This is a genomic window from Runella defluvii, assembly GCF_014195535.1.
Classification (GTDB): Bacteria; Bacteroidota; Bacteroidia; order Cytophagales; family Spirosomataceae; genus Runella; species Runella defluvii.
Genome location: NZ_JACIBY010000018.1, coordinates 54479 through 75369 on the forward strand (window position 1 = coordinate 54479; position 20891 = coordinate 75369).

Genomic DNA, 20891 nt, shown 5'->3' on the forward strand with positions numbered 1-20891 from the left:
CGGGTTTTGGTTATAAATTGCTTTTGAGAAATTGTTCTTCTTGTTGCTTCAAATGGGCTTCCCATTCACTTTTCATCTGGGCTTTGAACCAAACAAAATCCGCGTCCGAATCGGGCTCGTAATGTTCGGTATTCCCCTTTGTGCCAAGGTAGTCGAAATAATCGTAGTGCGTTTGGTCCTCCGCATCGTACATGTAGCACTGAATCGTAATACAGGTTTCGACGTTGCCATCAAGGTTTTTGAGCTGGTGGATTTGGTTCATTTCGGGGCTAATCCACGTAATATCGTCTTTGGAAAACGTAGCCACCGCAAAACCCGCGACACTTTCTTCATCGTCGGTTCCTAAAAATGGAAAAAGTTTGACCGAAATCGCCCCGTGCAACACCCGAATAATAGCATTGGCTCCCGCGTGGTTATGAATGGGGGAATAATGCCCTGGAGGCCAAATTTCCATCACGTAAGGTACGCCAGGCGACTCGCCACTGTTGACTCCCAGGGTAATGCGCAAATAGGTTTTATTCAGATTCTTCTCACCAAACTCGCCGCTTTTTTTGATAAGTGTGGCATTGCACCAACCGTTGGGATTGGCAATACTGTACTCAATGGCTTGCGAAAACTGCGGGAACGACTCATCATCAAGCACAAAGCGTTTTCCAGCCACGTTATCGTACAGTTTTTGGGCAATGGTCGAAAGGTTTGATTTAGGCAAAAACGAATTGTTGGCAATATCGCCCATGGTCAATTCTTCCGTATTTTTCACCCTCAAAGGCGACGATTGCACAATGGGGTCGCGCAGCAATTTTATAGGTTTGAAAGAATCAACTGAAGGGGTTTTTATCGTGGTAAGTTTTTCCAAAAAGCGCACCAATTCATGGTTTTCGTCGGTCGTTTTTCCTTCTAAAACGTATTGAAACGACATCGTTTCTAACCGCGCTTCCCCTACCCCAAACTTAATGGCGCGTTGGTGCGCATCAAGACTTATCCAGTAAAACGCATTTTTGTTCTGAACCAAGCCCGTATTGACGGTTGCTAAAGGCGTCCCTTCCGAAATACGTGACAGTTCCAAAGTACCGACTCCGAGGGTAAAACGAAGGCCATCTTTGTAAAAAGTATCCCAGAAGGAAATGGATACAGTTTCTCCCTCCAAGTTAGACGGTTCAATGACTGAAAACAGGAATACCCCTTGCCCGTGAATTGGCAAAACGTAGGTTTTTGCCCCACTTTCTTCATGATCAAGCCCTTGGGTAGCAAATTCAACGGGAGGAAGTAAGCTAATTGCCCGTGGCAAATTCTTTTGCGAGTTACTGTAAGACATAAAGCGTTGAGTGTTAATTATTAAATAGACAGAAATAGCCAAACTATACGTTCGGAAAACGTACTGAAAGGATAGAAAAAAGGAGAAAAAACCGCTTTAAAGTGCTATTGACAGCGGTGATGTAAGAAGATGGATGTTCTTTTTTTCATAATCGTTAACGTTGAGGTTTAAGCATTTCAGACTTGCAAGCAAGATAGAAAAAAAAGTACATTCGCCAACGTTTCTACCGTTGAAAAATTTTACTTTTCGGACATTTCCTGTCATTTTTTCACAAAAAACGCCAAGCTACCGAAGCAACTTGGCGTTTTGCACGAAGCTAGCTAAACATTAAGTAGCAGTGCAAAAGTTTTAGGGTATTTGTTTTAATATAATTCGTTGATTTTAAACGAATAACAAATAACGGTTAACTTGTGCTTTAGCACTTAGTTCGTCGTATAAAGTTGGTTAAACAGCAACTTAAACGTTCCTTGTGACTGCGCACGGAACGTAATTTCTGGCCCAAAAACGGTGAGTTTTCCTGAGCCAATTGGTGCTTCAAAAGCAGCTACGCCATCGCGCAGGTAGCTTTGTCCCCACGCCCATCCTGAGCGGAGTGGCTTGTCGGCACTAAACCAAATCAACGGTTTTACTTCGCCTTTGGCAACCGCCGCAGGGGCTAGTTTAAACACAGGGCTTGAGTCAAAATACACGTCGGCTTGGTTGGCCATTCCCCAGGTAGCGGCCTGCGTCGAATCGAGCGTTACGCGCAACAAACTTCCTGGAATGTAGTATTTTTCGGCAGGCAACGGGCGCTCTACCCCTGCATTTGTCATTTCGGTAAGGGCATTACGCACGGGTACTCCTAAGTGATACGCCAAGTTGGCACTAGTACCGATGGTCACAATTTTCCCACCTTCTTCCATAAACTTCTTCAATTGTGGAATCGACTTATCGGCCGTAATACGTCCCAATGACGCACGGTATTCGGCTGGAATGTCTTCCGCTTTTGGATCACTTCCTGCAAAGGCCGCAAAAGGATCGTTCTCACGACCTGCACTTGGTGGCGCAGGAATAGCGCGCGTTACAAACACAATGACGTCGAATTTTTTACGCAACTCGCCCGCGTCTATTTCTTGAGAATAAATCACTTGCATTGGAAAACGGTATTGTTCCATCAACAAACGTACCCAACCCGAAGGCATCGAACCACCGTAAGTATCCCACAAAGCAATCCGCGAAGGAGCTACTTTTACCAACGTTCCCGTAGGTTTCTTAGCTACTCCCACGGCATCAACACCCAATTCTTTGGCTGCTTTTTCCAACAATGGTTTCACTTTCGCCGAAGCTGGAACATAAAAAGCACCTGCTTCCGCGCTTCCTGCCCCTTGTGGCAAACGGAATACTGGGATACCTGCACTCAATAAATCATTTACCGCAATGTAAACGTTGTTGGCTTGGCTGCTCAACGTATAACCTGCTGGGGCAGCGGCATCCACTTTGCCCGTTACTGACTGAAGCTCTCCGTAAGGAATGGCTTGGAATGGCCCATCAAAACCGTTTAAGATACGGTCAAATTTCACCCCCATTTGGTAAGCCAACGTCCAACCTGCGGCATCGTAAGGACGCGTTGGAGGGCCACCTGGATAAGGGAAGTCGTTCGGGTGGTCTTGCGGTTCAAACATATCCAACACGTGCGGACGGAACGACTGGGCGGTTTTTACCACAAACGAACCTGCTGGGTACGTTTTGCCTTCTACCGTAAAATCGGCAGTTGCTTTGTGTACTTGAATCCCTGTGCGAATCAAGGCATTCACAAACTTAGTCGCCGTTGCCACATCCGCTTGCACTACTGGAATAATGTAACCACGCGCGTCACGCGTTTTGGGGTCTTTCAACACTTGGTCGTAGTATTTGGCAGGGATTCCACCACGCATTCCGAATGGATCGGGTGCTTCTGGTGCGGCAGGTTTTTCGGTCTTGTCGTTTTTCTGGGCCTCTACAATGGCTTCCGATTTTTTGGGAGAAAGTGTCCAATAATCTTTGCTACCACGCTCAATCGAGTTTTTACCCATTACATATATATTATACAACAATTCGTCGTGGTGACGAGCGGCATAATCCAACACAGCATAATTACACGATACCGAGTAATCAATTGACTGCTTGAAGTACCATTTTTGAGGCGTTACTGGGAAAGGCGTATTTCCGTTCGGAATCAAACGGTTAGGCACCAACGGCACTGTTTCGGGCGTAGGGCCACCGATGATTTCGGTCAACAAACCAATTTGGTTGTGGAAGTGCGTCGTTGTACGCAAGCCTCCGTTGTACCAAGTCGAGAAAACCGACCCACCCAAACGCGTAAAACCAGGTTTTTCTTCGGCAATCAAGCGATTAATCATCGCCGCGCCTAAGGCATCAATTCCCGTAATCATCAACGGGTGAAATACGTAGTTGAACGGATCGCGGTACGGAGGCCCCGCCAACACCGACCCCGCAGGCCCACGTTGGTGGTGGTTGTACATAATTTGCGGAATCCAGTCAACAAACAATTGGCGACCAACGTTTTGGGTTTCTTTCAACTGCAACATGAAGAAATCGCGGTTGTTGTCGTGGCCTGCGTATTTTTGATATAGGCGAGGCAATTGTCCCAACGAACGTTTCTCAGGTGTCGAGTTACGCATATACCAATTAGCAACCAATTCTTGTCCGTCGGGGTTGATGTGGGTCATCAAAATAACCACATTGTCAAGAATACGAGTCACTTCTGCATCTTTACGCGAAACCAACTGATAAGCCGTTTCGATGAGCTGCATCCAAGCGACCGTTTCGTTGGAGTGAATCCCTCCGTCAATCCAAACAATGGCCTTACCTTCATTGGCAAGCTCACGCGCTTGGGCATCCGTAAGCCCCTCAGCACGAGCCATTTTAGTCGAAATCTCTTGAAAACGCGCCAGTTTTTTATGGTTTTCGGGCGACGTCACAATCAACATCGGTTGATCGCGGCCTTCTTCTGTTTTTCCAATGTTTACTAATTTAACACGGTCAGAAGTGGCCAATTTTTTAAAATAAGACTCGGTTTGGGTGTAGGTGGCAAGCATGTAATCGTCGCCAATGTTGAAGCCAAAATGCTCTTTGGGAGACGGGATTTGCGCCCACCCAACATGACATACAAGCGCCAGGAGTAGAAGCGGTAACAGTTTTCTCATTTGGATAGTTAGTTTGTTTGTGGTCAATACGGGCAGAACGCCCAATTCACTCCACAAAGTAATAAGAAAATGAGAAAACTGGACGATTGGAGGGGCGTTTCAGGGAGTTTTGTTGATAAATCCCCGTTATTTAGCGATTTGTGGGTTTTCAGTTTGAGGCTCGATCGCTGCATTTATTTTAAACACATAGAAAACATAGGATTTACACATAGGCAACATTAGCTATGTTTTCCATTGTGAAAAATTCTATGTTTTCTATGTGGTAACCCAAAACCAACCTACACCAACCCCGTCTCTATGACTTGTTTCTGGCTGCTGGTCTTCATTTCTTCTGGAATATGGGCTAAAATTTCGGTTTTGAGGGCTTCAATCAACTTTTCTTTGACAAAATACCGAAAACTCGCAATGCCTATCTCGCGTACTGGCGCAGGCAATTGAAAATGGCGGATGTTATTTTTTTCTTGTTCGCTCAAATCATTAACCGCCAATGCAGGCAAAACGGTAATGCCTTCGTTGATTTCAACAATCTTTTTAATCGTCTCGATACTCGCCGAAGACAAATCCACCTGGCGAAAATGACGCTCTTGCACTTTCAACTCACACAAATTAATCACTTGATTGCGCAAACAATGCCCTTCGTCCAGCAACCACAGTCGTTTGAGATCAATGTCTTTGGGCAACAAATACTTCTTGGTCAACAACTGATCTGTTTTGGCTGTATATACCACAAACTCCTCGTAAAACAAGTGCTGAACCGTAATGTCTGTATCTTGTAAAGGAATGGCCAACAACCCCGCATCCAACTGATTTTGTTTCAATTGTCGGATAATTTCATTGGTTGTTAGCTCGTGAATTTGTAATTTTATCTCTGGATATTTCTGCAAGAAAGAAGGCAGAAAAAGCGGAATCAAGTACGGAGAAAGCGTCGGGATAATGCCTATTTTCAGCGTTCCTTGCATGTGTTGCGTATCCGATTCGACAATTTCCCGAATACGAGCCGTTTCTTTCAAGATGACTTTGGCCTGTTCAATCAGTTTTTTTCCAATTTCGGTGGGGACAACGGGTTGTCGGCTTCGGTCAAAAACTTTGACCCCAAGCTCATCTTCCAATTTTTTAATCATCATACTCAAGGTCGCCTGAGTAACAAAGCATTTTTCGGCAGCCGTTACAAAATGGCGATAGGTATCAACGGCGATGATGTATTCTAACTGTTGTAAGTTCATTATAGACAATATTTATACAAATATAGATAATATCAGTTTGATAGATAGTGCAATTCGCTCTACTTTTGGTAAAAAATCAGAAACAACAAACCACTTCAAACCACAACCTCACTCAGATGGATTCAGTACATCACAATGGCAACGGCGAAGGTAAATGCCCATTTTCTGGGGCAGTATTAACCAAAGGCGCAGGCGGCAGAGGCACCTCTAACCGCGATTGGTGGCCTAACATGTTGAAATTGAACATTCTTCGTCAACATTCTACGTTGTCGAACCCAATGGACAAAGGCTTTAACTACTCCGAAGAGTTCAAATCACTCGATTTACAGGCGGTTAAAAACGACCTTTTTGAATTGATGACCACCTCACAAGATTGGTGGCCAGCCGATTATGGTCACTATGGTCCTTTCTTTATCCGTATGGCGTGGCACAGTGCAGGTACGTACCGCACAGCCGATGGCCGTGGTGGAGGTGGCACAGGAAACCAACGTTTTGCCCCACTCAACAGCTGGCCTGACAACGGTAACCTCGACAAAGCGCGTTTGTTGCTTTGGCCTATTAAGAAAAAGTATGGCAAAAAGCTCTCATGGGCCGATTTGATGATTTTGGCAGGTAACTGCGCCCTCGAATCAATGGGCTTCAAAACGTTCGGTTTCGGTGGTGGTCGTGAAGACATTTGGGAACCTGAAGAGGACGTATATTGGGGAGCAGAAAAAGAGTGGTTGGCGTTAAGCAACAACCCTCATAGCCGCTACTCAGGTGAGCGCAACTTGGAAAATCCGTTGGCAGCCGTACAAATGGGCTTGATTTACGTCAACCCAGAAGGCCCAGATGGAAACCCCGACCCACTTGCTGCGGCGCACGATATTCGCGTAACGTTTGGACGGATGGCCATGAACGACGAAGAAACCGTTGCGTTGATTGCGGGTGGTCACACCTTCGGAAAAGCCCACGGTGCCGCTGACCCAGGCCAGTACGTAGGAGCTGAACCAGCAGGTGCTGATATTACGGCGCAGAGCATGGGATGGCTCAACTCATACGGTACAGGAAATGCAGGACATACCATCACCAGCGGTTTGGAAGGCGCATGGACTTCAACGCCAACCAAGTGGAGCAACAATTACTTCTGGAATCTTTTTGGATACGAGTGGGAATTGACAAAAAGCCCCGCAGGTGCTCACCAGTGGAAGCCTAAGCACGGCATGGGTGCTGATAGCGTACCTGACGCCCACGACCCATCGAAACGCCACGCTCCTATCATGTTTACGACCGACTTGGCGTTGCGACTTGACCCTGCCTACGAAAAAATCTCTCGTCGCTTCTACGAAAACCCTGACGAGTTTGCCGATGCGTTTGCTCGCGCATGGTTCAAATTGACGCACCGCGACATGGGGCCACGTGCTCGCTACCTTGGTCCAGAAGTGCCTGCCGAAGAGTTGATTTGGCAAGACCCAATTCCTACTGTTTCGCACGAACTAATTGATGAACAAGACATTGCTTCACTCAAGGCAGCAATTTTAGCGTCAGGTTTGTCAGTTTCTGAACTTGTTTCGACGGCTTGGGCTTCGGCTTCGACCTTCCGTGGTTCGGACAAGCGTGGTGGTGCCAACGGTGCCCGCGTTCGTTTGGCTCCGCAGAAAGATTGGGCTGCCAACGACCCTGCGCAATTGGCGAAAGTATTGGAAGTATTGGAAGGTATCCAAGCGTCGTTCAACAGCACTCAATCGAGCAAGCAAGTTTCTATCGCCGACCTCATCGTGTTGGGTGGAAGCGCAGCTATTGAGAAAGCAGCGAAAAACGCAGGGCTTGACATCACAGTGCCATTTACGGCAGGTCGTGGTGATGCCTCACAAGAGCAAACCGACGTTGAATCGTTTGACGTATTGGAGCCAATCGCTGACGGTTTCCGTAACTTCTCAAAAGGTAGCTACACGATTTCAGCCGAAGAAATGCTCGTTGACAAAGCGCAATTATTGACTTTGACAGCGCCAGAAATGACGGCCTTGGTGGGTGGTTTGCGCGTACTCAATGCCAATACTGGCAAATCGAAGCATGGCGTATTCACTGGCCGTCCTGAGACACTTACCAACGATTTCTTCGTTAACCTGATTGATTTCGGAACGACTTGGAGAGCTACGTCGGATGCGCAAAACGTATTTGTAGGCAGCGACCGCGCTACGGGCGAGCCAAAATGGACAGCGACGCGGGTTGACCTTATTTTTGGTTCAAACTCGGAGCTTCGTGCCATCGCTGAAGTGTATGCTTGTGAAGATGCGCACGAGAAATTTGCGCACGATTTTGTAGCCGCTTGGACGAAGGTAATGAACCTCGACCGTTTTGATTTAGCATAAATAGCCTATTCTCTTATATGCTCCGCGCGGTGGCCTCTCTGTAGGTCACCGCGTTTTTTTGCCCCTTCCCGAAAGTTCTGAAACTTTCGGGAAGGTAGTTCATGCGGGGATTTTTTAAATAAACTCAATTTTTGGGTAAATTAAAGCGCATTGAGCACTCGACGCACTTCGCTTACCGACATTCCTGTCAATTTTGAAAGTACCTCTACCGAAAGCCCTTCTGAATACCCTTTTTTTATCACTTCAATCGCTTTTGATACTTCTCCCTCAATTTTTCCTTCAATTTTACCCTCAATTTTGCCTTCCATTTTCCCTTCTTCGAAAGCGGTATCCAACGAATTTTTCAAATCACGATAATACTTCAAACTGTCTTCGTAAGACTGCAATTCTTCTCGGGTAAATTTGGCTACTTCTGCCACCTCAAACAAACGTTCAAATATCTGTTCCCGCAGTCGGTCGGGGATTCTGTCTAATTTATTGAGGTTTTTGAGGACATAGAGCCACTTGTCAAAACGTGTTTCCAATTCTTCTACCGACTTGCCAAATTTCGGCATTTCCAGATAGATGAACGTCAACTTATCATAGAACACTTTACAGGTATCTACATCCGTCAATTTTACATTGTAGCGGTACTTTTTACGCTCCGTTTTGTCTTCTTCAAACACAAAATCCAATATCGCTACCGTATAAACAGCCTTCAACTCGTAGTTCCAATCGGCTCGTCTGGCTTGTTCCTGAATTGGAAACGTCGAGTAATACAGCGTCCTGTCTTTGAAGAAATTCTGCTTAGATTTTTGCAATTCTACAATAAATTTCTCGCCGCGTTCATTCTCACAGTATAAATCAAAAATCGCTTTTCTATCTGTATCTCCCGCCCCTAAATGTTCATTCTTGAGGTAAGTAATTGCCTTGATTTCCCCTTCCTCTTCTCTCAACAACTCATTCAGAAAATCCAACAGCAAGTCTTTGTTTGGTTCTTCACCAAACAACTTCTTAAAACCGAAGTCGGTAAAAGGATTGACATATCGTTCTCTTATCTCGCTCATTTTCTTATGATTGGCTAACAAAGATACAGCTTTTCGGATTGGGTATAGCTGCAAAATTTATAATCGTTATGATAGGCGCTTACCTTCCCGAAAGTTCTGAAACTTTCGGGAAGGTAGTTCACGGTATAGGGCTTTCCTTCCACTGATTTTAAACGACCATCCGCCCCAGATTTCACTTCAATAGGTATCAGTTTTCCACGGCTTCTTCTAAACATGTCACAGAATTAGGGTAATTTTCAACAAATCATGTCACAGAATTAGGGTAAATGGCAGATAACGGGTTATTTTTTGACCTCAACATTGTGATACGTTATAATTTTCCATTCGCCATCCGTTTTTGCCATTACCTGTAATAATCGTGTACAAAGACGCCCCTTATCGTCCAACACCGTACCTGGTAAAGGGCCATTTAAAAAACCTGATGTCCAAGTAAGACACTCGACAAGGGCAACATCGGGTCGAACGAATTTTAGTGCTACGATTTTCATCTCAAGCCTGGTATCCTTAAATTTACCTTTGAAAATATCGTCATGTCGCGCGACAAAGGCTTGATGCCCTGTAAAGAACATTCCCAAAATATTTGTAAAAGTACCGTCTTCAGCAAAGTGTTTTGAATAATTGATTGCGTCGCCTTTGTTCCAAGCGCTTACTTCATCATTCACAATAGTTTCGATGCTTGTTGTATCTGATTTGGTCTGAGCATGTACGTTACTCATTGCTACTACGACAAGGGCACTTATCAATACACTAACAAAAGCATTTAATTTCATTCGTTTTTATTTTAGGGTGAAACCTCTATTGTTGATTGTCCAATCTCTAACATTAAGCGCTTATCTTTTTACCTCTTGCCGAAAATTTCTACCACTTTTAAGAATGTAGTGCAAAGTAATAACCAGCCAATCCAAATATGGTAGCTTTTTATTTAGTGTTTTTGGCGATAGCGAATTAATTTGAAGTAGGCTCTCGTAGAGTACAAGGAGATTTACCCACCCCCTCAAGTATCAACCATTGCCTTTATGTTTCTCTATGATTTCTGCTACTCTGTTAATGCTTATTTTCAATGCTTTGGCTATATTTTCAGCAGAAACACCTATTTCATAAAACCCGATGATTGCTTCAATTTCTTTATTTTCTTCTCCTTTTTTTTCTGCCAAAATCAAATCCTGCGCATCTGCCATTTTTGTGTGTTGTTCGCTGGCAATATCCCGAAGTCTTTTTAAATAAGCGTTATATTCTTTCCTTTCTTTCTCTGAAAGTTTCATTTCATCAAGTCTTTCTCCTGCTTCTTTTAACCCTTTCGCTGAAAAGCTATCTTTAACTTCTGAATTTTTTAAAAAATATATCCACTCATCCAATTTATCTTTTATCCGATTTCCAAACATACCCACTTTTATTACCCAATATTCGGGATATATCTGATGTACTTCCTTTTTATTATACAAGGTCATTTGTTTGTCCGAAAGAGTCAAAATATCGCCTTTGTGAATGCCTTTAAATACGTTTGTACCGTGATATACATAATCTTTGCCTTGCCCTAAATCAAAATAGGCAATGGTTATCGAAATCACTTTTTTTACATTTGCGTAAGCATCTCCTTCTTTAATATGCTCAGTTATCACTTTTGATGCTCCAAAAAGCATACGGTGGAAATAATCATATTCTTTGCTATTTTGTATCTCAATAATCACCAATTCATCTTTTGAATTTTCTACAAGAATATCTACCCGATTATGTTTATCATCATCGGTTACTTTATTGCTTTCACTATCTAATATTTGCTTGATTTTAATATCTTCTTTAAGGAGTTCTGATAAAAAACCTTCAAGAATATCAAAATTGGCTTTGTTTCTCAAAAGCCGCTTCATTGCCCAATCAAATCGAATTAACTGTTTTACTTTCATTTTTTGGGGTTTAAATAGGTTTACGGTTCTTCTTTTTCTTTCGTAGAACGGTTGGTTTGCTAACATGCGTTGGATTTGAGGGTTGGGCTTGGGGAGCATAGGCGGCTATGCATTGTTCGCTACTTTTTATTTATCAATATTCAACCACTACTATTTTCTTTTCAGTACTCGAACCAGAAGCTTCTGAGTGTCCGTATTCTAGTTTATCTATTTCTATTGGCTTTGCTTGAGGTTTTGGTTTCCTAAATTCAATTTTGGATATTTGGCGATTAGTGTCGTAAAATTCAATTTTTTTCTTTTTCAATTCAGAGAAATACTTGTTTTTGGCAAGAAGGTCAGCTGGATTAGGCTCTATCCACTTTTTAACTATTCCTTCATAAGTTAACAGCCACCACTCATTAATAAAACTACTTTCATTAACTTCGCTTTCAATTGAATCTAAATTTATTTTATCGGTTATTAATTTCCTTTGCATCATGTCAAAGCAAATTAAGATTGAAATTGAATCCCGCGAATCAAATATTTGCTGCGCCAACGGTTTACTAATTTTTATTGAAAACGTTTTCGCAATCCATAATGCCCATGAAACTTCAAAATTATGACCTTTGTAAATATGCTCTGAAATTATAGAATATAAGAACTTTTTTAACTTACTTTTATTCACCCAATTTTCATAGGTTAATAATAATTTTAAGATTTCAGGAAGAATAACTGGCTCAGAAATACCCATTCTGAATATCAAGGATTCAAACAAGTTCCAATTACTTTTGTAAATTCTATCATAGAATAGTTTTTTAATCGCAAATTTCAAAACTGAGTCTTTGGGATGGTTTGTTACCAATTCCAAAGCAAAACTGACGTAGTTTTTCAAATCAGTTATCTGTCCTTTCAGATTTTTTCTAATCTGATAATTAGACAATTCAATTACCCATTTAGATTCGTAGGGGAATGGCTGCTTCTTGATAGAAGTTTTCTCTTCATTGATATCCAAGCCGTATTCTGTTAATATCGTTTGAAAATGTTTGAACAAGTGTTCAGCATTAGATTGAGAATCAAAATAGAAATAGCAATCGTCAACGTATCTAAACCCGACCAACTTAAATTTGTCAGTCAGCAACTTGTCAAAAGTACACCCTAAAATTTCAGAAATGATTCTGGAAGTATCTGGCCCAATCGGTATTCCAATGGTTTGTCCACTTTGTGCATTTCTGATTGCCTTATCTAACAAGTTTCCTAAAAGAGTAAAATCATTTTTATTTTGTTTGGCAACTGTTTTTGAATGTATAGCCCAAGGAATTGAATGGGTATAAATCGTCGAAAAATATTTAGAAATATCGACTTTGAGTTCAAATAATTTATCAAAAGACTGTTCTAAACACTTTTCTTTAAACTCACCAAACGAATCAATCATCTTCGTTGCTCTTTTACCTGTTTCATCTTCAATTTGTTTACTCGAAGAAATGGAGGAACGGCCATAAAGTGCCTGAATTTCTATCCAGTTATCACAAACAATTTTTGAAAGGTCAATTTGATGAATTGGATTTGGTATTCCCATTAAGCGCCTTGATAATCCAAATTTTGGAACGGAGTAGGCCAAATTTATTGTTTCCTTAAAATCTTTTTTTACGCTATTGTTCAATGCTTGGAAATAATTGAACATATTTAAAGCCTCTACTCCTAATAACTCCGTGTTAAAGGGTGGTGGCAATTCTGCTGGAAAGTAGCCTTTCGAGATTAGTTTTATTAAATTCATTCTTGTTCAGGGCACTTTTTTTATTTTCAGCAAACTTTTATTTATCCGTAATGAGTTGCGTTTATTTTTTCTTCACCAAACATACATGAAGGAATTCAAAACCCCTAATCTATGTACAACAAATTTAACTAATAATTTACCCTGCATAAATTAGAGCCTAGGCACGTCCAAAAAGCTTCGAGATTGAACGATATCAGACTCTCCTTCATAAGTAGATGCCAAACTCAACGCTACCTTCTCTCCCCACCCACCCCACCCACTCACACCCAAACGACGAATTTTTCAACCTCAGTATAGCATAAACGCCGATTTGTGCGTTAGGGAATTAGCAGCCATTACCTAACCAGCCATCGTTTTGAGAACTATTTTACATCTATTGGGTCTTCTATTTGTTACCACTACTGCCTTTTCACAAGAGTTTTACCAACTTCGGGGGTTTGTTCATTCCGAATCCAACGAGCCACTTCCTGGGGTTACGGTTCGCGTCGTAAATGCCAATACGGGTACCATCACCGACAAAGAAGGGCGTTATCAACTCAAATTATTGGAAGGGCTCAACCGCATTTCGGTGTCGTCGATGGGCTACCAAACGGAGGTGTTTGAAGTGGTGGCGGCCAAAGACCTTGTCAAAAATGTGTATCTAAAAATAGACCAAAAGCAACTCGACGAAGTGGTAGTCAAGGTCAAAAAGCGGGATTACTCCTACGAGGTCATCAAGCAGGTGCTCCAGCGCAAAGATTCGCTCCTTGCTCAGTACCAAAACTACCGCGCCAAGGTGTACATCAAGAGCGTCGAGCGACTGGAAACTAAAAAAGTTGCTCCCAAAAAAGAAGAGGATACCCCCGCCAAAGTCGAAGATGCGCTCAAAAAACCTGTCATTACCGACAGCATCCCTAAATTAAACCTCTTTGAATGTCAACTAGTTCGGCACCAAAGTCGGGCAGGACAACAAAAAGAAGAGCGCGAAGCGGTCAAGCGGCTGGGCGACCAAAGTACGTTGTTTTTTAAGTCGGTGACCGACGGGGAGTTTAACTTTTACCAAAACCACCAAAAAATCGCCAAAATCGGCGATAACGAAATCACCTCCCCCCTGAGCGACCTGACGTTTTTGAGTTATCGTTTTCAGCTGTTGAAGTACTACATCGACGGCCCCTACAAAATATACCAAATTAAAGTCATTCCTCGCGAACTGGGCAACGCGCTCTATGAAGGCACCATCGAAGTCATTGAAGATGAATGGGTTTTGCGCAATGTTGACCTTCAAATCACCAAGCGGGGGTTGCTGCGCTACGATGAATTTGGGGTAAAACAGCAGTTTGAGAAAGTACAAAATCGCTGGATTCCGACGCGGGTTACGTACCATTGGAAAGTCAAAGAAGGAAACACCAAAAAGGCGGGTAAAACCGAGGTTTTGCAGTCCGACTACGCCTTTGATTTGGCCTTGCCAAAGCGCTTTTTTGGGGACGAAGTGGGCGTCACCACCGCCGAAGCCTACAAACGCGACACCACTTTTTGGGAACAAATTCGCCCGCAACCGTTGACCCGCGACGAACAGAAATTTATCAAAGAAAAAGAACGACTCGAAGCGCTGGTAAACTCAAAAGCGTACTTGGATTCGATTGATAAAATTTTCAACCGGATTACGTTTCCCAAGGTCGTGTATTTGGGCATGGGTCACATCAACCGCGAAAAAAAGACCACTTGGCACTTCGACCCTGTGTTGGGTTTGGTGGATCCGTTGGCCATTGGTGGCTGGCGGGTGCGCTACGGAGCAGGATTTTACAAACGCCAAGAAAACCGAAAACAATTGTGGGTCAATAGCAACTTGGGCTATGGGTTTAAGAACAAGGATGTAATTGGTTTTGTGAGTGTTAGCTATTTTTATAATCCCCTCAAAGTCTCCAACATCAGTCTGGCGATGGGCTCAGGTTTCAACGTCATCAACGGCGCGGCAACGATTAGCGACATTGCCCGCCGAAGCAATTTTTACCGAAACCAGTACATCAATCTTATGCACCGAACGGAGCTTTTCAACGGCTTTTATTTCAGCGCTCAAGCCTATTACGAGACCCGCAGCGATTTGTCGAATTTCCAGTTTAGCTCACTCGGCGACCGCATTTTTAGCAATAATGCCCCCCAACCCTTCCCGACCACGCACATCTACCGAACCGTTTTCGGTATCGACTATACGCCGCGCCAACTTTACTTGCGAGAGCCCAACGAAAAAGTAATTCTGGGGTCCAACTACCCTACGTTTAGCCTGAACATCGACCGCGCTTGGCCTGTTTCAGGCAAAAACACCAACGTTTACACCAAGCTGTCGGCCTCCATACGGCAAACTTTTAACGTAGGTATCATCGGCACGTCGGAGTACCGTATCAGCGCGGGTAAGTTCTTGGATACCACGAGCTTGGCAGTGATGGATTATTCGTACATGCGGGGTGGCGACCGCTATTTTTTCTCGCCTGCCATGTACACCTATCAGCTCATTCCTCGGACGTTTCCCGTGTTCGATTGGCATTTGGAGACGCATTACGTACATCAATTCAACGGCTTCTTGACGAGCAAAATCCCGCTGCTCAACAAAACCAAAATCCGCGAAATGGCGGGAGGTGGCTTTTTGTACGTTCCCGAACGTAAATTTCAGTATTCGGAATTGTATTTTGGGTTGAATCGTATCTTCAAATTGGGACGCGAACGGATTCGCTTGGGAGCGTATTATGTCATCGGCCAGTCAAATACGTTTGGCATAAGCAACGGTATCAAATTTTCCATCGAGCCGTACAATGCCGCGAAAAACACGTGGAGTTTTTAGGCCCTTGCGCATTTGCTTACTAATAATTCTGCATGGCAGATTTGAGTCGGCTTGCACTCAATCATTCGTCTAAACCCAGATTTTCTTTCAATCTCATAATTACATCCGATGGCAGCTCTGTTATTTCGCCTATTAAATCAATGGGAAGCCCCTTTTTCAACATATTAGAAGCTATTTCAGTAGCTCGTTCTTCCTTGCCTTTAGCTTCGCCTTCGTCAAAGGCAGTGTCAATAACATTTTTAAGATCTCTATACGATTTTAAACTTTCCTCATATTGTTCTTTCTCTTCATGGCTAAATTTAGCTATTTCAGCTGCTTCAAATAGGCGTTGAAATATCCGTTCTTGTAATTTTTGCGGCCTTTCTGTCAAGTTCGGCAAATGTTTTAATACAAAGAGCCATTTATCATAAGTTGTCTCTAACTCGTCTTCTGATTTATTAAAATGCGGCATTTCAAGATAAACAAAAGTCAATTTATCATAAAATACATCCCCCTTCTGGTTTTTCAATTGTACCTCATGCCGTACTTCTTTGGTTAAATTACTCTTAGAATCTTCATTAAAGGCAAAATCTAAAATTCCTACGGTATAAACTGCTGAAAGTCTATAATTCCAATCTCCTGCTTGCGCTTGTTCTTGAATGGGAAATGTGGAATAAAATACACTTCTATCCTTAAAATAATTTTGCTTGGCTTTCTGCATTTCCACAATAAATCGTTCCCCACTTGGGCTTATGCAATACAAATCAAAAACAGCCTTTCGATCCATTTCAGTATGCCCTATATACTCGTTTTTACGATAGCTCAAATCAGCTACTTTCTTCTGTTGAGGCAGAATGACATCATTTAAAAAGTTGATTAATAAGTCTTTATTAGGCTCAGTCCCAAAGAGCTTCTTAAACCCAAAATCGGTAAACGGATTAATGTATTTTTCTTTGAATGTCATTGCTCTCTTTATTTATACTGCAAAGTTACGCTTTTTAACGTCTAAAGTTGAGCATATTTCTGTACGAAAAAATATTTTACATACAAATAGTGTATTTATTAAACCTATTTTACATACATTTACAGAATAAATAAAATTGATGTATGAAGGGAACAAATTTGGGCGAGTTTGAAGAGTTGGTGTTACTTACGATTGCCGCCTTAGCCAGCGAAGCTTACAGTGTAGCCATTTGCGACGAATTGGAGAAACATACAGGCAGAGCCGCGAAATTAGGGGTGGTTCACGCTGTCCTTAATCGACTGGAAGAAAAGGGCTTAGCCAAAAGTTTTTTGGGCGAAGCCACGAGTGCCCGCGGCGGCAAACGCAAACGCTATTACGAAGTAACCCAAGCGGGAAAAATGGCACTGGTCAACGCCCGTGAAATCCGCGAAGGACTCTGGCGAATCATCCCTGAGCTCAACCTTGGGGGAGCGGTATGAGTACCGCCCCCACTCCTCCCCGCAATGCACAACGGCTCTTGGAATGGTATTGCCGCCCCGAGCTCGCCGAAGATTTGCAAGGCGACCTCTACGAATTTTTTGAGCGTAACCTTCAACGCCGTGGCCTTCGCTACGCCCGCTTTATTTATTGGATAGACGTCCTGAAGTTTATCCGATTGTACACCCTACGTGTGCCTAATTTTTATTCATTTTTTACTTATACCATCATGTTTAACAGCTATTTTAAAACATCACGACGCAGTTTGGTTCGCAACAAACTCTTTTCAGCCATCAACATTATCGGACTTTCGATCAGCATGTCGGTGGGATTATTGATGATTTCTTTTTTGAGTGATTTGCTTTCTTACGATGATTTTCACGAAAAAAAGAACCGTATTTACCGCATCAACACCTCACTCCAACCCACAGGACAACCTTCTATTGAACTCGCCTCGGGGTCGGTGTTGGCGGGTAAAAAAATACAAGAAACCTTCCCCAACGTGGAGCAAGTAACGCTATTGCGGCGGGGTTTCGGCGGGGATGCCAAAGTAAACGAAACCACGCTTCCGCTGGGTGGGTTGTGGGCGGATGCGTCCTTTTTTAAAGTCTTTACGTTTCCGCTGCTTTCGGGCAATCCTGCCACCGCGTTAAAAAATCCCTACACGATTGTTTTGCCCGAAAAAACCGCCCAAAAACTGTTTGGTGACACCGACGTGCTGGGCAAAAGCATTCGATTTGACACCACCGAATACACCATTACGGGCGTCATGAAAGATATTCCCAAGCTGTCTCACTTACGTTTTGACGCCTTGGTGTCTTTCGCCAGTATCGAACTCCAAAAACCCGATTTTGACGGTGGTTTTATGAATTGGGGCAACGTTTTTTCAAATTATACCTACGTATTATTGCCCGAAAACAGCTCACTTAAAACCCTGCAAGCAAACCTCGATAAGCTTTGTTTGTCGGAAAACAAACAACTTAAAAATCAGCAAATTCAGTTGAACCCCCAATCATTAAACGGCATCACGATTGGCAATCGCTTGGAAAATGCCAGTGGCCCTACCATGAACCAAATCACCATTTGGATACTGGCAGGTTTGGTGCTGGTAGTGATTTTGTCGGCCTGTTTCAATTACACCAATCTCTCTATCGCACGGTCGCTTCGCCGAGCGCGGGAGGTAGGTGTTCGCAAAATCGTTGGTGCGTTTAAGGAACACGTTTTGCTTCAATTTATTACCGAATCGGTGCTTATTTCTCTGATGGCGCTGTTGTTGGCATTTGTACTTTTTCTGGTGCTACGAGCCCAGTTTTTGGGTCTAGCCCCTCAACTTACCGAACTCGTTTCATTGGAACTTTCACCCAAAATCATCTTGTATTTTGTCGGTTTATCAGCCTTGGTTGGCATTGCTGCGGGTTTCTTACCTGCGTTATTTTTTGCCCGTATCAAAGCCATTCAGGTGTTAAAAGACGCTTCTTCGGTTCCCCTTTTCCGCCGCGTTAATCTCCGCAAAGCGCTTATCGTTGTTCAATATACGTTTTCCCTGATTTTCATCACTACCACGATTCTTGGTTATAATCAATACAAACATTTTATCGTTTTTAACCTCGGATTTTCTACCGAAAACATCCTGAATATCAACCTAAAAGGCAACAAAAGTGAAATTCTTCGGAAAGAATTGGCCGAAATCCCAAGCTTAACCGACATTTCCACCTCTCGACTTGTCACCAGCTTAGGAAGCGTATATGGCACCATGATTAAGTACCAACAGCCAGACGATTCTTCCAATATTGCCCAAAACTACGTGGACGAACGCTATTTGCCCTTACACGGACATCAACTGCTTGCGGGACAACATTTTACACCACGGGCCAAAAGCGAAGAGAGTTCGGAAGTGATTGTCAATGAGCAAGTCATAAAACGATTCAACATCGGTGGTGGCCATCCGACCAAGGCCATCGGAGAACAAATCAAAACCCTCGACGGGAAAAAGTTTACCATTATCGCGGTGGTCAAGGACTTCCATTACCGAACGGTCGAACACCGCATTGAGCCTTTTGTGTTTTTTTATTCCCCCAACGAAGGCAACCTTAACCTCAAAATCAACTCCAAAGACTTGCCCGCCACCATGGCGCAGATTGAAGCTGTGTGGAAACGCATTGACAAGGTTCACCCGTTGGATGCCCGTTTTTACGACGACCAAATCGAAGAAGCCTACCGCCAATTTTCGGTTATCGTGAAAGTCATTGGATTTTTAGCCTTTTTAGCCGTTTGCATTGCTTCGTTAGGCTTGTTCGGGATGGTCGTGTTTACAACCGAAACCAAACTCAAAGAAATCAGCATTCGTAAAGTGCTGGGCGCCAACGAGCCCTCGTTGGTTTATTTTCTTAGCAAAGGTTTTTTGGGGTTGTTGGTACTTTCGGCAGCCATTGCCCTCCCTAGCACGTATTTGTTGTTTGATAAATTGGTACTTACCCAATTTACCTACCACCAGCCCATCCATTTTTGGGAACTAACGGTCGGTTTTTGGTCCGTTTTGGCGTTGGCAGTTGTGCTTATCGGCTCTCAAACCCTAAAAGCCGCCCGCACCAATCCCGCGAATGTTTTGAAGAATGAATGAGTAATGATTTGTGTTGTGCTCGAAGGCTTTGCTTTCGAGCACAACACAAACTGCGTCTATTTATTTGTTCAAAATCACAAACTCAATTCGACGATTTCGGTACTGGTCGTTCTTACCGTTTTCTGGATACACCATCGGTTGCTTCATGCCGTAGCCAGCATACGATAATCGGGTTTTATCCGAACCATTTGCAACCAAAAACTCATATACTTCTTTGGCACGATTGATAGAAAGATCATACTGACTTGTTTGTTTATCATATACATCTTGCCCCAAATCGCCACAACAAACGTGCCCACGAATTTCCAATTTAAGATCAGGATGGGTTTTAAGCGCAGCCGCCACCGCTTCCAATGCTGGCAGATTGGTGGTGGGCATGAGGTGGTAACCAAACTCAAAACTCAGCCGTCGAATGATAATCGCGTCGCCGACTCCACTGTTTTGCAAGCTGTCTAAAAAAGCTCGAGCAATAGCCGCTCCCTTGGTTTTTTCAGGGATTTCTTTCACCCCTTTGGTGTAAAAAATGCGGGTAGTGTCATTGGCAACATAAATTTTACGGGTGATGAACAAGGTCGTTTTTACCTGCCACATCGTCGTATCAATGTGCAGCGTATCGCCCTTTAGCGGTTTTCGGTTGCCCACCAAATAGGCCGAAGGAAAGGGCGGAAGCAGTTGAATGAGGGTATCTCTAATTGAAACCGTTTTAACGGCGGGTTTGGGCGGAAGCGAGTCACGATATACAATCACCGTTTTTATTTTTTTTGTGGTGTCTTCTTTCGCATAAACCGTAATCCATACGACGCGATTTTCGGCATCAACATACGGCTGCGTTCGGTCAACAGGATTGCGGCGACCAAAGCCGATGATGGCATGGATGTTTTCGCGAGCGAAGCCGCTGGCCATTAAAAAATTCTTTACTGCCAATGCGCGTTTGAGCGACAGGCTGTCGTTGAGGGCATCGGAGCCGTGGCGGTCGCCGCGCCCCGCGATGTTGATGTGGGACTGGTTTTTGTGCTGCGCGGCAAAGTCTTTAAGCAACGTTTTAGCCGCAGGACTCAGCCCAAATTTGCCCTCCGAAAAATAGATTTTGAGCAAGAGACTGTCCTTTTGGGCATGGACTTGCTGAATGCTCAGAAAAAGAAATGACAAAAAAACAAATCGTTTAATGGACATATAAGTCATGGCAAAGGTGTTTTCACAGGTAGAAAAAACGGCACAAATACTTGGCTTAAAAGACTATATTATATCGTCGTGAAGCATAT

The 20891-nt window shown here is 43.4% G+C and carries 13 protein-coding genes; 4 read left to right on the forward strand and 9 right to left on the reverse strand.

The features are described from left to right. Positions 1-10: 10 nt before the first annotated feature. From FHS57_RS27265 to FHS57_RS27275, 3 genes are all read right to left on the reverse strand, one after another. Positions 11-1315 carry a cysteine dioxygenase gene (locus FHS57_RS27265; protein WP_183979285.1) on the reverse strand — a complete coding sequence of 435 codons (1305 nt, stop codon included), beginning with the start codon at positions 1313-1315 and terminating at the stop codon, positions 11-13. A 422-nt stretch (positions 1316-1737) separates the two neighbouring features. Further along, positions 1738-4500 carry a M14 family metallopeptidase gene (locus FHS57_RS27270; RefSeq protein ID WP_183979288.1) on the reverse strand — a complete coding sequence of 921 codons (2763 nt, stop codon included), beginning with the start codon at positions 4498-4500 and terminating at the stop codon, positions 1738-1740. Between the two features lie 278 nt (positions 4501-4778). After that, positions 4779-5723 (reverse strand): hydrogen peroxide-inducible genes activator, encoded by a 945-nt coding sequence (locus tag FHS57_RS27275; protein WP_028526849.1) that lies wholly within the window; start codon positions 5721-5723, stop codon positions 4779-4781. Between the two features lie 116 nt (positions 5724-5839). Here FHS57_RS27275 and katG point away from each other — a divergent pair, with 116 nt between their 5' ends. Next, positions 5840-8074, forward strand: a complete 2235-nt coding sequence (gene katG, locus FHS57_RS27280; RefSeq protein ID WP_183979290.1) for a catalase/peroxidase HPI — start codon at positions 5840-5842, stop codon at positions 8072-8074. A gap of 140 nt (positions 8075-8214) precedes the next feature. Here katG and FHS57_RS27285 read toward each other — a convergent pair whose 3' ends face one another. From FHS57_RS27285 to FHS57_RS27300, 4 genes are all read right to left on the reverse strand, one after another. Further along, positions 8215-9120: an Rpn family recombination-promoting nuclease/putative transposase gene (locus FHS57_RS27285; protein ID WP_183979292.1), complete on the reverse strand. Its 906-nt coding sequence runs from the start codon at positions 9118-9120 to the stop codon at positions 8215-8217. Between the two features lie 281 nt (positions 9121-9401). Further along, on the reverse strand, positions 9402-9890 hold the full coding sequence (locus tag FHS57_RS27290) for an SgcJ/EcaC family oxidoreductase (RefSeq protein ID WP_183979294.1): 489 nt from the start codon (positions 9888-9890) through the stop codon (positions 9402-9404). Positions 9891-10121: 231 nt separating this feature from the next. After that, complete coding sequence (locus FHS57_RS27295) at positions 10122-11021, reverse strand: Rpn family recombination-promoting nuclease/putative transposase (RefSeq protein ID WP_183979361.1); 900 nt, start codon at positions 11019-11021, stop codon at positions 10122-10124. A gap of 133 nt (positions 11022-11154) precedes the next feature. Beyond that, positions 11155-12774, reverse strand: coding sequence for an RNA-directed DNA polymerase (locus FHS57_RS27300; RefSeq protein WP_183979296.1), 1620 nt, complete (start codon positions 12772-12774; stop codon positions 11155-11157). Between the two features lie 355 nt (positions 12775-13129). Between FHS57_RS27300 and FHS57_RS27305 the strand changes: the two genes are divergently transcribed. Further along, a complete protein-coding gene (locus tag FHS57_RS27305) occupies positions 13130-15589 on the forward strand; it encodes a DUF5686 and carboxypeptidase regulatory-like domain-containing protein (protein ID WP_183979297.1) in 2460 nt (819 codons plus the stop codon). Between the two features lie 61 nt (positions 15590-15650). On the opposite strand, the gene FHS57_RS27310 is transcribed toward FHS57_RS27305, so the two are convergent. Then, a complete protein-coding gene (locus FHS57_RS27310; RefSeq protein ID WP_183979298.1) occupies positions 15651-16532 on the reverse strand; it encodes an Rpn family recombination-promoting nuclease/putative transposase in 882 nt (293 codons plus the stop codon). Between the two features lie 143 nt (positions 16533-16675). Between FHS57_RS27310 and FHS57_RS27315 the strand changes: the two genes are divergently transcribed. Further along, positions 16676-17011 carry a PadR family transcriptional regulator gene (locus FHS57_RS27315; protein WP_183979299.1) on the forward strand — a complete coding sequence of 112 codons (336 nt, stop codon included), beginning with the start codon at positions 16676-16678 and terminating at the stop codon, positions 17009-17011. Beyond that, the gene (locus FHS57_RS27320; RefSeq protein WP_221225746.1) at positions 17008-19629 is read left to right on the forward strand and encodes an ABC transporter permease; all 2622 of its coding nucleotides are present in this window, start codon (positions 17008-17010) and stop codon (positions 19627-19629) included. The genes FHS57_RS27315 and FHS57_RS27320 overlap by 4 nt, the downstream gene beginning before the upstream one ends. A gap of 60 nt (positions 19630-19689) precedes the next feature. Here FHS57_RS27320 and FHS57_RS27325 read toward each other — a convergent pair whose 3' ends face one another. Next, positions 19690-20778: an OmpA family protein gene (locus FHS57_RS27325; protein WP_183979300.1), complete on the reverse strand. Its 1089-nt coding sequence runs from the start codon at positions 20776-20778 to the stop codon at positions 19690-19692. Positions 20779-20891: the final 113 nt, after the last annotated feature.

Excerpts from the sequence above, each read along its gene's own strand:
- FHS57_RS27315 (WP_183979299.1), top strand. The coding sequence starts at position 16,676 with ATGAAGGGAACAAATTTGGGCGAGTTTGAAGAGTTGGTGTTACTTACG.
- FHS57_RS27320 (WP_221225746.1), top strand. The coding sequence starts at position 17,008 with ATGAGTACCGCCCCCACTCCTCCCCGCAATGCACAACGGCTCTTGGAA.
- FHS57_RS27285 (WP_183979292.1), bottom strand. The coding sequence starts at position 9,120 with ATGAGCGAGATAAGAGAACGATATGTCAATCCTTTTACCGACTTCGGT.
- FHS57_RS27295 (WP_183979361.1), bottom strand. The coding sequence starts at position 11,021 with ATGAAAGTAAAACAGTTAATTCGATTTGATTGGGCAATGAAGCGGCTT.
- FHS57_RS27265 (WP_183979285.1), bottom strand. The coding sequence starts at position 1,315 with ATGTCTTACAGTAACTCGCAAAAGAATTTGCCACGGGCAATTAGCTTA.
- FHS57_RS27300 (WP_183979296.1), bottom strand. The coding sequence starts at position 12,774 with ATGAATTTAATAAAACTAATCTCGAAAGGCTACTTTCCAGCAGAATTG.
- katG (WP_183979290.1), top strand. The coding sequence starts at position 5,840 with ATGGATTCAGTACATCACAATGGCAACGGCGAAGGTAAATGCCCATTT.
- FHS57_RS27310 (WP_183979298.1), bottom strand. The coding sequence starts at position 16,532 with ATGACATTCAAAGAAAAATACATTAATCCGTTTACCGATTTTGGGTTT.
- FHS57_RS27270 (WP_183979288.1), bottom strand. The coding sequence starts at position 4,500 with ATGAGAAAACTGTTACCGCTTCTACTCCTGGCGCTTGTATGTCATGTT.
- FHS57_RS27275 (WP_028526849.1), bottom strand. The coding sequence starts at position 5,723 with ATGAACTTACAACAGTTAGAATACATCATCGCCGTTGATACCTATCGC.
- FHS57_RS27290 (WP_183979294.1), bottom strand. The coding sequence starts at position 9,890 with ATGAAATTAAATGCTTTTGTTAGTGTATTGATAAGTGCCCTTGTCGTA.